This is a genomic window from Campylobacter concisus, from assembly GCF_902460535.1.
GTDB lineage: Bacteria > Campylobacterota > Campylobacteria > Campylobacterales > Campylobacteraceae > Campylobacter_A > Campylobacter_A concisus_AS.
Map to the genome: position 1 here is coordinate 290,575 of NZ_CABPTV010000004.1, position 11,446 is coordinate 302,020.

The 11,446-nt window shown below is 35.9% G+C and carries 11 protein-coding genes and 1 tRNA gene; 4 read left to right on the plus strand and 8 right to left on the minus strand.

What is annotated here, in order from left to right; translation table 11 throughout:
- Positions 1 to 34 precede the first annotated feature (34 nt).
- From FZ945_RS05350 to FZ945_RS05360, 3 genes are all read left to right on the plus strand, one after another.
- A complete protein-coding gene (locus FZ945_RS05350; RefSeq protein ID WP_148803045.1) occupies positions 35 to 241 on the plus strand; it encodes a DUF6471 domain-containing protein in 207 nt (68 codons plus the stop codon).
- Positions 242 to 331: 90 nt separating this feature from the next.
- Positions 332 to 1,204 (plus strand): bstEII, encoded by an 873-nt coding sequence (locus FZ945_RS05355; protein WP_148803047.1) that lies wholly within the window; start codon positions 332 to 334, stop codon positions 1,202 to 1,204.
- 4 nt (positions 1,205 to 1,208) lie between these two features.
- Positions 1,209 to 2,441 carry a site-specific DNA-methyltransferase gene (locus FZ945_RS05360; protein ID WP_148803049.1) on the plus strand — a complete coding sequence of 411 codons (1,233 nt, stop codon included), beginning with the start codon at positions 1,209 to 1,211 and terminating at the stop codon, positions 2,439 to 2,441.
- Between the two features lie 370 nt (positions 2,442 to 2,811).
- Here FZ945_RS05360 and cas1 read toward each other — a convergent pair whose 3' ends face one another.
- The 8 genes from cas1 to FZ945_RS05400 form a co-directional block, all read right to left on the minus strand.
- Positions 2,812 to 3,810, minus strand: a complete 999-nt coding sequence (cas1, locus tag FZ945_RS05365; protein WP_148803051.1) for a CRISPR-associated endonuclease Cas1 — start codon at positions 3,808 to 3,810, stop codon at positions 2,812 to 2,814.
- A gap of 9 nt (positions 3,811 to 3,819) precedes the next feature.
- Entirely contained in the window at positions 3,820 to 4,098 is a 279-nt protein-coding gene (cas2, locus tag FZ945_RS05370) for a CRISPR-associated endonuclease Cas2 (protein ID WP_148803053.1), read from the minus strand.
- Positions 4,099 to 4,106: 8 nt separating this feature from the next.
- Entirely contained in the window at positions 4,107 to 4,607 is a 501-nt protein-coding gene (locus FZ945_RS05375) for a CRISPR-associated protein Cas4 (protein WP_103638138.1), read from the minus strand.
- Complete coding sequence (cas3, locus tag FZ945_RS05380; protein ID WP_148803055.1) at positions 4,607 to 6,805, minus strand: CRISPR-associated helicase Cas3'; 2,199 nt, start codon at positions 6,803 to 6,805, stop codon at positions 4,607 to 4,609. Before cas3 ends, FZ945_RS05375 begins: the two co-directional genes overlap by 1 nt.
- A complete protein-coding gene (gene cas5, locus FZ945_RS05385; protein WP_148803057.1) occupies positions 6,783 to 7,493 on the minus strand; it encodes a CRISPR-associated protein Cas5 in 711 nt (236 codons plus the stop codon). The genes cas3 and cas5 overlap by 23 nt, the downstream gene beginning before the upstream one ends.
- A gap of 1 nt (position 7,494) precedes the next feature.
- Positions 7,495 to 8,436, minus strand: a complete 942-nt coding sequence (cas7b, locus tag FZ945_RS05390; RefSeq protein WP_148803058.1) for a type I-B CRISPR-associated protein Cas7/Csh2 — start codon at positions 8,434 to 8,436, stop codon at positions 7,495 to 7,497.
- Between the two features lie 10 nt (positions 8,437 to 8,446).
- A complete protein-coding gene (locus FZ945_RS05395) occupies positions 8,447 to 10,213 on the minus strand; it encodes a TM1802 family CRISPR-associated protein (protein WP_148803060.1) in 1,767 nt (588 codons plus the stop codon).
- Between the two features lie 171 nt (positions 10,214 to 10,384).
- Positions 10,385 to 11,077, minus strand: a complete 693-nt coding sequence (locus FZ945_RS05400; protein WP_148803062.1) for a CRISPR-associated endoribonuclease Cas6 — start codon at positions 11,075 to 11,077, stop codon at positions 10,385 to 10,387.
- A gap of 210 nt (positions 11,078 to 11,287) precedes the next feature.
- Between FZ945_RS05400 and FZ945_RS05405 the strand changes: the two genes are divergently transcribed.
- A tRNA-Lys gene (locus tag FZ945_RS05405) sits at positions 11,288 to 11,363 on the plus strand.
- Positions 11,364 to 11,446: the final 83 nt, after the last annotated feature.

Here is an 11,446-nt window from a genome sequence, read left to right on the forward strand (position 1 = left end):
TTTAGATATAATTGTAAAAACTAAAAGGCTATCGATGACTGAGTATGAAAAACGAGCAAAGGTGTATCTAAAAATACAAATGGCAAAAGCCGACATAGATTATCCGAGACTAGCGGAGCTATTAAAAGAAAAAGGCATAAACGAATCAAGAGAGAATTTAGCAAATAAAATTAACCGAGGTAAGTTTAGCTTTGCGTTTGCTTTGATGGTATTAGATGTGCTGGGTGTTGTGATGGATTAAGCGATAAAAGGGACAATGTGGCAAATATTAAAACCTGTCTGTGCGAACCAATTATTGCGCTCAAATACTTGCAAAAAAAGGAGATATATAGTGAAAAAATTTAGAGACTATATTCCAGAAGAACGTAAAAATTATATCACGTTTTCAACAGGAGAATACTATCCAGATATTTTGAGTGATGCGTGTAAACTATATAAGCCTGTATTGGAAACTTTTTCTGATTTATTGCATAAATCACAGAGTTCGAAAGCTTTATTTAAAAGTATAAGTTTGAATGTTCCGAATCAATGGATGAGAATTCAATTGTGTCGTGTTTTCAGAAAATATGTTTCTCCTGAAACTCCTGTGGAGTTATTAAAAAAAAGTCGTCAAGTTGTTAAAATATGCGATGATTTTGGAGATGGTTTTAGGACAATAAATGTTGTTCAGGAAAAATTTGATTCAAGACCAATGCCTGACGAAGCTCTATGTGCAGTATTGTGGGAATACAAAGATAGAGGGAAGAAAGGGTATGACTTAACAGATAAGTTCTTTGACGAAATCGAGTCAAATTACCATGAAGTTGCAATATGGGGGCCTCGACGTTCTGGTGCGGATATTCAAGCACGTTCATTTTGGACAGACTATCCTAACCCGAGCCGACCATTAGACTTTGTCATTTCTTCTTTAGATAAAAAAGAAATATATGCGGTAGGCTTTGCTCGTTATGATGGAGACAGGGGTGGGGCGCAAGAAGATGATAGAACAGGAGGTTATAAGAATAGTTGTGATGAAATTTTATCTTATGTTCATAAAAATGGGCTACGCACAAAAATAATATTCTTAAATGATGGCCCGGGCTTACTTTTAGGTAGTATGTGGGAGGATTATTCGGAGATAGAGGAAAGATGTCTTGACAAAATTATGGTTCTTACACTGCGAATGATTGCAGAAAGATTAACAATTGATTGGTTAAGGGGTTGACGTTATGGCTACAGGGGTTTCTCATAAAAGAATAAATAAAAAAAAGGCTCCCATTTATATTACTTATGAAGGTAAATTAGAAGCTGATGAAATTGTTAAAAAAGAATTTGGAAAGTATACTTTAAAGAAAAAAGTGAACGGAGAAGGCGATAATGAGTTTTTCTTTGGCGATAATCTAGATGTTTTATTATTCTTATTGCATAAAAAAAAATTAGCAGGGAAAGTAAAATTGGTGTATATAGACCCCCCATTTGCCACAGAGTCTAGTTTTTTAAATCGAAATCAAACACACGCATATAGTGATGAAATTACGGGTGCAGAGTTTGTTGAATTTTTAAGAGAAAGAATAATAGTGCTTTATGAGTTATTATCCAATGACGGCTCTATATACCTACATCTTGATAGCAAGATGGCCTTTGCGATGAAATTGATAATGGATGAAATTTTTGGAGAAAAAAATTGTAGAGCTTTTATTACAAGAAAAAAATGTAGTACAAAGAATTACACAAAGAACACATACGGAAATGTTTCTGATTATGTAATGTTCTATTCCAAAACAGACAAGTTTACTTGGAACAGAGCCTATGAGGATTGGATAGATGAGAAAATACTCAAACAATACCCTTATATCGATGAAAAAACAGGAAGGAGGTATAAAAAAGTACCAATACACGCTCCCGGGGTAAGAAATGGAGACACAGGGAGAGAATGGCGTGGAATGATGCCTCCTAATGGCAAACATTGGCAGTTTACTCCAGAAAAACTAGATGAACTTGATGCAAAAGGAGAAATGTATTGGAGTCCGACAGGCAATCCGCGAAGAAAAGTGTTTTTCGACCTAACAAAAGGTATACCAATCCAAGATATTTGGTTAAGTTATAGAGATTCAATTAACCAAGCCCAACATACAACTGGCTATCCTACGGAAAAAAACATTGATATGTTAAAAATGATAATAAAAGCGTCTTCTAATGAAGGTGATTTAGTAATGGACTGTTTTGCTGGTAGTGGAACTACGCTTGCGGCAGCATTTGATTTAAATAGAGTTTGGATTGGCGTTGATAATAGTATTGAAAGTTACAGAGCTATTACTAAGCGTTTTACGCAAGGGCTAGACAGGTATGGTGATTATGTCAATAAGGAATATCGTCAAATGCCTATAATGGAAAAACTTATATCACAATGTCCGTATAATGCGTACGCGCTAGAGAATGAAGAGTTGCCAGATGACGACTAAATACTTTTGAAATATTTTGTCTATATTTTTTATAAAAATCTTTATCGTTACTAATGAAATTCTTATATATTTTATCTTAGGATTATTCTTTTAAAATACTGCTTGGAAATAGGTCTGTCCTTAAAAAACAATATCGTAAATCTTGTGCGGATGCTACATAATACCGTAATACTCACTTTGTGTCCTTGTTTCAAACTCCAACGGAGTAAATTCTAATAGCACCAAAAAGCTGATTTTATAGGCCTTTTGATCCAAGAAGTCTATATTTATTCGCCTTAAATTTGACTAAAATTTAGCTATGCATAAACGTGCTAATCCCTAAATTTCAACCATTTTAAAATCTTAAAAAACGCTTTATCAAAATGCGATTTCACTCCCACCTAAATCCTTCATAAGGCGCGTCCTCGCAGATGCACTTCCTGAGCTTATTTGCCTCGCGGCGGATCACCTGCCTCCACGTTAGCTCCCTGCCACCCACTGTGAGCGTCTCACAAAGGCGCGAGATCATCTTTAGCTCGATCTTTTGCACGGCATCGTTGCTAAATTTTATCCTGCCGGCGTCCGTTTGAAAGTCCTTTGTGGTGATCTCTTTTTTATTTAGCATATTAAATATAAGCGTATCGCCCAAGATCGGCTTAAAAATCTCAGCAAGATCGAGGTGAAGGCTCAAGGCTCGGTAGTTTGGCTCGTGCAAAAAGCCGATGCGAGGATCTAGCTCGGTCTTGTAAATTTCGCTTAGACAGATGTTGTAGATGCGCGTATTTACGTAGCTTATGAAGCTGTTGATTTTATCAGCGGGCGGGCGTTTTGAGCGGACGGTAAATTTAAAGCTTCGTTGATCTGCGATGATCTCGTTCCACTTCTCGTAGTAGAGCTTTTGAAATGCGCCCTCTACCGCCATTATCGCGGGTACGTTGGTGGCTGCATCTAGTGCCTTTAAGTGCGGCTGCACGTCAAATTTAACGCCATGCTTTTTGCAGTTTGCAGCGTCATTTATGATGCGAGCTCTAGTGATCTCACGCGCGATATATGCACGTTTGATCGGATCATCAAAAGAGCGGAGCTGGCAAAGCAACACAAAGCCGCTTTTATTTACAGAATTTGGCGTGTTTGGGTAGAAATTCCCGCGAAAGCTCTGATACGGACTAAAGATGTGCAAAAGGACGTTATTATCCGCCAAAAACGCAATGGTGTAGGTATCTGTTTGTACTTTTGCTAGTATGTAAATTTCATCGATCGCGTTTATCGGCAGAATCTTGCACGAAGCTCGCTCGCCCGTCTCGTCAAATTTTTCAAAATAGATATTATTATCTTGCCTATAAAGCCTGCCTGGACTAAGTATAAAGTGCGTCCTATCGCTCTTTTGCATATTTGCTCCTTAGCTAAATATCGGGCTATTTTTGTCTACGCCGATGACGATGCGCTCGGAGTATTTTAGTGAGTTAAATGTATAGATCACGATGGAGTCTAGCTCGCTTACGCACTCTTTTTGTAGCGTCTTGCTTAGCTTTTTAAATTCGCTCTCGCGGATCTCGCCCTCATAGACTGAAAACTGCACTCTTGGCAGAAACTTTTCGACCGCTTTTCTGATGCGATTTGCGTTATTTCGCTCTTTTTGCTCGCGCCCTGCGATGTCGTAAAAAAGTATCACATACATCTTGTCTCCTAAGCAGTGCAATAGTCGCGATATGCGCAGTTTTGGCAAAATTTGCCCTGCGTAAATTTGGGCGGCTTTTCTAAATTTGCAAGCGCGCTTATCTCGCCTAAAATTTGTTCGATCAGAGCGAAATTTTCACTGCTATCTTCCACTAATATCACCTTTTTACCGCTTATTAGTTTGCCTTTTACCTCTTTTAAATTTAAGCCAGTTTTTAAAAGATAGATGTAAAAAAGTAGCTGCATCTTGCCAGCTAGCTCGTTTTTTAGGCTTTTCTTATACTCTGTGATGAGGTAGTGACCGTGCTGTTTTGAGAGTTTGTCAAATTTTAGGTTGCCAAAGGCAAATTCTTGCAGATCTTGCTCTTTGATATCAGCCAAAGCCTTGCCCATTAGCACGTTTTCGTCTTCTTGATCTGCGTGGATCTGATGCGCGTAAAGCCACGCCTCGCGCTTACAGGTGACGTAGTAATTTACAAGCGTGCCAGTGATCTGATCTTTTGAGAACATTAGTCAAATACCTCGTCCTCAATATCTAAATTTGTATCTTTTTTAAGCCCGTAATCCGCGCTATAAAAATAAGACGATCCAAATGGCAGATAAAACATATCTTTTAGTCCGTTTATTTGTTTTAAATTCGGCATTAGCTTATTCATATCTTTTAACGTTACATTTATGCTAAATTTCGACAACTTTCTGATGTGGTTTTTAAAAAGATCCCTTATGGTAAATTTCTCATTCGGACTATTTTTGATCTCAAAAATTTTAGCTTCAAAATCTTTAATGAAATTTTCTTCAGGCTCGATTATTATGGTTTGTTTGTAGTTGTCGTTCATGATATCTTCGATTTTATGATTTATATTTTCAAATTCCAGCTTTTCTATCTCGCTTTTTATATGCAAATTTTCCAGTTGATTGCTTATTTTTTGAAAATACAAATTTGAAATTTCTAAAATTTCGCTTTCTCGCACCTCTTTTTGCTTAAGATCGCCCAAAATAGCCCCGCTTACTTTATATAAATCGCCGTAAATCAAATTTGTAAATTTGCTTATTTCGGGAAAGACGTATAGCTCGCCCCTTGTTTCTCCAAAATGCCTATTTACGCGTCCTGCTGTTTGTATGATAGAGCTAATAGGCGAGACTTCGCGAAATCCAACGTCAAAGTCAAGATCCACTCCCGCCTCAATAGACTGTGTGGAGATAAGTAAAATTTTGCTTGCGAGCGGATCAACTTTGCTTTTATCTATTGCGCACCTTACGGTCTTGATAGTAGCGCGCTTGTGATCATCATACATATATCCGTTTAGGCAAAAGCAGCTAAATTTATCCCTTAGTTTTGCTAATAGCTCTTGCGCTTTTTTGATCGTATTTACGACGACTAGAGTATTTTTATCGTTTGCGGTTTCGCAAATCTTTTCTAAAAGCTCATCTTCGCCGCCTGTATCAAGCCATTTTATGACGTATCTATCCTGCTTTGAAAAATAGTCTAAATTTGAAATTTCTTTAAAATTTTCGCTTTTTATGACCGGCATCGTCGCCGACATAAATATAAAAATAGTGCCAAGCCGCTGCGAAATGATCTCACAAAGCAGGATAAAATCTTTTCTAAAATTATATGGGATCGCTTGCGCCTCGTCGATGATAACGACGCTATTTTTTAGCTGATTAAATTTAACGTTGTCTTTATTTTTATTACCAAATAGCGTAAATATCAGCTGATAAAGCGTGGTCACGTTTATCTCGCCACTAAAAGATTCCATTAGAAATTTAATCTTTGAATATCTATCCTCTTTGGTTAGATTTTCTTCATCTATCGTCGTTTTGTGATGTGTCTTGCTGACCAAAATATCGCTATTTTTATAAATTTTTGCGACTATATCGTAGGTTTGATCGATTATTGAGGTAAATGGAAGCGCATAAATTATGCGAGATTTGTTAAATTTCAATGCAAAATTTAATGCCGTCAAAGTCTTGCCGTAGCCTGTAGGCGCAGTTAAAGTAAAAAGTTTGTAATTTTCATCAAAGTTGTTTAAGACGAAATTTCTAAACGCATCTCGCTTTTTATTTGGCGGCAAATTTTGGATACCAGCTTCTAAAACATCTATCGGTATGTCTTTGCTTTCTTGTTTTGGCATACTAAAGATCGCTTCAAATTTATCACTATAAATCAAATTTGAATATAGGCTTTTGAAATTTATAAAGTCCTCATAGGTAAATTTGTGCCTGTACTGCGATAAAACTAAGTATTGACGAAGCTTCTCCGCTCTATCTAAAAACTCATCTTTTTTTGTAGATAATCCCAAATAAATCTTGATATTTTTAGCAGCATTAGCCACTTCGTCCCACTGCTCTAGCTCTTTTTGGTTTTTAAAAAATTTATTAGCTTCCCTGGCTAGTGTCATTAAATTTACCACGTCGCCATGGTGCGAAACGATAGCAAGAAAGCCAAACAGGGTTGGTATCTCATCAAATTTTGAGTTTAACAAGAAAAAATATGCCGACAAAAGCGAGTGGTTTTTATCCAGCTTATCATTTGAGGCGTCTCTTATGTAAATTTGAAAATTATTCTTCAGTTTTGCGATGTCGTGATAGAGTTTGACCTGCTTATCCAACTCTTCGTCGCCAGCAGAGATCATATTTTTTATATGGTTTTCTAAAAGTTTATTTGGATGAGACCAAAACTCGTCAAATAAAATAGACTCTTTCATCGTTTATCTGATAAATATTTCCATGATTTTTAGATTTTATAGGCTCTTTGCCGTTTATCTCCATCACAAAGTCTTTAAAGTCTTTAAAAATTCGTCCATTTTCGCAGTTGCAAGGCATTCTTGCCGTAGTTAATTTCGCATTTTCATTAATGCCTTCAAAAACAAAATCATCCATGAGCGTAAATGTATTTATAAAGCTTTCATCTTGTGATATTTTTTCGCATATTTTTATATCGATCCAGCTAAAATCAGCTATACAAAAATTTATCCCAAGATAGGGCGTAAAGGCGGTTTTATGCTCCTTTAAATTTGAGATTATTTTATCTTGATAGATTTGCTCTAAATTGTCTAAATTTAAAAATACGACATAAGACGGCGAGCAGATTAACTCTTTGTAAAACTGCTTTTTCTCTTTTGCATTTTGATAGCCTTCCTCTATGTGCATATTGCTTGAGAGGGCAAATTTTATGCCGTTAAAAACAAAACTTTTTTTTAAAATTTGCCTATCTATTTTTACGCTGTATTGAATGCTTGAAAGCTTAAAGTACTCTTCCTCGCCTATAACAGCGCCTAAAAAGCCCATTATAGTGGTCTTTGGTGGCACTGGATAGGTCAAGCTAGAGTAAATCGTCGCCGGATGCGAGAAATGAGCGTAATCGCCAAATAATCTAAAAGCAACAATGCTCATTTTATGCCTCTATCTTTTTCCAGCTGCTATCAAAATTTTCTTTGTTTATCGCTTCAAAATCATAATCGCTCATATACTCTATCTTTTCTATATTTGCGGCATATCTGGCGAGTTTATTTTTTAAATTTGTAAAGTCGATAGTGTATTCGTTGATGCTTCTTATCGCTCTATCTTCTTTTTCACTTTTTAGGCTTATGCTATTGTTTAGATCGCCTGCAAACGTATCTTCTTTGTATGTGATGATTAGCATAAACCTTGGAGTCTGACCGATTTTGGAGCGAGTTGTTAGGTTTTTAGTACCGTGCCACAAAGCTTTTAAAATTTTAGCCTCATCGGCTTCGCTAAAGCCTGTTTTTGCTGCATTATGGTTATCTATGATGCCATAAGTAGCAAAAATAGCGTATTTTATAAATTCCTCTTCTCTAAAAGTCGCTTGATCTTTTTGTTTTTTTGGGTCGTTTGGATCGTAATCACTAGCAAAAGCGCCAGTCCCTTTAACATGCTCTATTTCGACCTTGTTTAGGGATTTGCTTAGTCTAAACTGCACTGGCCCAGTAAATTGAACGCCTGCGGTTTTTATCTCCTTATCCTGCCTCATCTCGTCTTTATCTGAAATAGGCAAAACTCCACCAAATGCGCGGATATCGATAAATTTAGACAAAATTTCTTTTTGCAGTTCGTTTTTGCTTTGCTTTATGTTTATGCTCTGTCTGATAGCCGTTTTAGCGTCTAGCAGGGCATCCTCTATCCTATACTCCTTTATAAAAATCGACGCCTCATCTTTTTTCATGATCTCATCTCTAATAGTTCTTTTTATACGCACGTCCGTCACCTCGGCTACGCCAGTTTCATCATCTCGCCTAGGAGCGTTATCCTTTAGCATATCGCCATTTGGGTTCCAGTTCTCTCCGTCCCATAAAAAAAGTATCTCTTTTTTTTGCATCTTATTCTCCTTATTTTGTTTTGTCTTTTATAAATTTACGATAATCGCTTCCACCCATAGCAAAAGCAAGCGTAGTATGCGAGGTTTTTACCATCTTTCTCTCCTTAGAAAAGACCTGCGGTAAAATTTCGATCAAACACTCTTTTATGTTTTCAATGTTAGCATTTGGCTTGCCAGAAGCTGCCTTAAGCTTTCTAATCATCTCATCACACTTGGTCCAAATTCTCTCTAAATTTTCCATGCTTATAGATCCGCAGCCATTGAGCCAGTTGTTAAAAGATACGCCGCCGTTCACACCAAGCTGCCAGTTTATCAGGGCTGCGCTTAGCATACCAAGCAAATAAGCGCTAATGAGCGCATCGTTTTGATTTAAAAACTCACTATTTTTGATTAGCTCTTTGATCAGTTCTTTTTTATCGGTTAAATTTTCCAAATCGCACTCCTTTTGAAAGACTAGTTTTTTGTTTAAGACATTGATTTCATTAAAGAAATTTTGATATTTTGCAATATTCTCAAACTTTCTTTCTTTATAAAAATCGTTAAAGTATTTGCTCCATTCTAATTTTTTTGCGTAATTTTTATTGACGCTACCATGATAAATCAGATTGCTATATCTTTCTATCATAATCTCTAAATCAAATTTATTTCGCGATAGCAAAAGGCTCATCACACCAAGCCTATCTTCAAATAAATTTTGCAGATAAATCGTCTCATCTGTGCTGCTATTTTTTTCATAGAAGGCTTTTATGTTAAAGCTATCCATCAAATTTGAAATACGAGAGATAAAAGATGGCAAAACATCGTCTATCGCAAGCTTTAAATCGATAGCGGCGTTGCTTTGTGTATAAAATAAAATAGTATTTAAAACAGGTAAATTTTCCTGCTTTTTAGCTGTTATCTCAAGATAATAATCTATGCTAAATTTTATGGCTTCCTCGGCGATTTCAATATTTTTCATATCGCTTTTTGAAGTTTCTTCTAGTATTTTTACAATCTCTTCTAAATTTACTGAGCTACTCAAAATAGTCGGCAAAATCGCCATTTTCATACCATAAAAATTGTGCGATAGCTTATCTTTTATCGCCTTAAAGCCATTTTCTACCTTTTTTGCGCTATTGGCGTTTAATGGCAGTAGTTTTGATTTGATAAATTGCATATTAGCAGGCATCTCATTTACCGAGCAAAACGCTAAATTTGCATCGCCGCCGATATCTTTTTCGTTTGTTAAGATATCATATCCGTAAGATGGCTTTTGCTCTTTTACGCTGATATGATTTTCAAAAATTTGCTTAAAATATGCAGAAACGGGCTTGCCATTATATGAGAGCGAGAAAAAAGTAGCGACTTTTTTGCCTTTTTCGTTTTTTAGCTCATCAAGGTCTTTGATCTCATCTATAATGCCAGCAAAATGCTCTTCGTTTATGCTTGATAGTATGGATAAAATGGCGTCTTTTTCTATAATGCTTGGCTCAAAAAAGGAGAGCAAATTTGAAATAGATTTCAAAATACCTCTTATAAATTTAGCTTCGTCTTTATTTACTTCTTTGGATAAAAATTGAGAATTTGGGAAAAGATTGCCCGAATTTGCTCCAACGCCAAATCTACATATTATTAGGTCGTCTTTGCATATGTTTAAATTTGGCTCGATCTGCTTGGTCGCTATGTCGTAAAGATAAACTTTGATCTTGTCGTATTTGTGAGCTACATTTTTGAGCTTAAGCTCTTCTTTTTCATATACCTCGCCTATGTCAGCAAGAATTTTAACTATATCAGCCAAAACATGCTCCTTAAACTAAGTAGGTGTTACTCTACTCCAAATAACTTTAAAAGTCAAGTTATCATAGTTTACATAAAATTCTACTTGATTTTTTCTGCCATTTCATATAAAATACCTAATTTGAAAAGCAGGTATTAAGCTTTTATCCTTGTAGGATTTGAAATTCATATTTTACGTAACTTGCTTTTCTTCTATCACTTCTAAAAACCCAAGTCCGCAGTTCATACATCCACTACCAACTCCCACATCAAGGATCAAATTTATAAGCTCTGGATTTGCTTTGATGTGCCATTTTGCAGGCCATGCTCTGACTGGCATATTATTGTTACCGTAGTAAAAATAAAAAGGCTTTTGTAAATTTTGCCAAAGCAAATTTAGCTCAAACTCACACTCGTATTTATACCCCATAAGTGTTTCAAATCTTTGCAGTGCATTGGTTTTCATCATTTCAAGATGCCTGGAGTCTTGCGGCTCAAGATGCACTTTGTATCCCAAAAGCCCAACAACTGAGCACGCAACACATCCTTGAAAAGTAGCCTCATTTTGTGAAATTCTATGCTCTTTTACTGACACAGATGTATCAAGCAAACAAATGCCGCCAAGTTTTAATCCATCTTTTAGCGCAGCAAAAGCGATCGTTTTTTCAAATTCTGGTACAAATGAGCTAAATCTTATCTCTAAGCTTAAGCCATTTAGCTTAAAATCAAAATTTGATCTTTTAAAATTTTTACCACTCTCTTTATGTTTGTATCCGTCATGTTCAGTCTTTGGCAAATAGCTGTAAATATAGCCTTGTATGAGCTTGGTTAGAGACTTTGCTATTTTTAAATTTTGAGTTGGAAGGCGTGAATTTATAATGATCATCCTTGCTCCTTTGTTGTTACTAAAATGGATTATAACTCAAAATTTTGTAAAAAATAGACAATTATATAAAATAAATTTTTTAGAATTTATTTTTTATTTTAAAATAATATGGATAAATAAAATCAAAGACTTATTCTAAAATTTAAATGCTCTTTTCTTGACATATAATAATGTTTTTTGTATAATCTCAATTCTTTTTTAAATAATCATGTCTTGCTAGCTCAGTCGGTAGAGCATCTCACTTTTAATGAGGGGGCCGTTGGTTCGAATCCAACGCAGGACACCATTTTTTGGGTTTATGACCCTTTCGTCTAGTGGCTCAGGACTCTACTTTCTCTGTGTAGGAACAGAGGTTCAAATCCTCTAAGG

Coding starts and splice junctions, on each gene's coding strand:
- FZ945_RS05350 (WP_148803045.1), top strand. CDS start 35: ATGACTGAGTATGAAAAACGAGCAAAGGTGTATCTAAAAATACAAATG.
- FZ945_RS05360 (WP_148803049.1), top strand. CDS start 1,209: ATGGCTACAGGGGTTTCTCATAAAAGAATAAATAAAAAAAAGGCTCCC.
- cas1 (WP_148803051.1), bottom strand. CDS start 3,810: ATGCAAAAGAGCGATAGGACGCACTTTATACTTAGTCCAGGCAGGCTT.
- cas2 (WP_148803053.1), bottom strand. CDS start 4,098: ATGTATGTGATACTTTTTTACGACATCGCAGGGCGCGAGCAAAAAGAG.
- FZ945_RS05375 (WP_103638138.1), bottom strand. CDS start 4,607: ATGTTCTCAAAAGATCAGATCACTGGCACGCTTGTAAATTACTACGTC.
- cas3 (WP_148803055.1), bottom strand. CDS start 6,805: ATGAAAGAGTCTATTTTATTTGACGAGTTTTGGTCTCATCCAAATAAA.
- cas5 (WP_148803057.1), bottom strand. CDS start 7,493: ATGAGCATTGTTGCTTTTAGATTATTTGGCGATTACGCTCATTTCTCG.
- cas7b (WP_148803058.1), bottom strand. CDS start 8,436: ATGCAAAAAAAAGAGATACTTTTTTTATGGGACGGAGAGAACTGGAAC.
- FZ945_RS05400 (WP_148803062.1), bottom strand. CDS start 11,077: ATGATCATTATAAATTCACGCCTTCCAACTCAAAATTTAAAAATAGCA.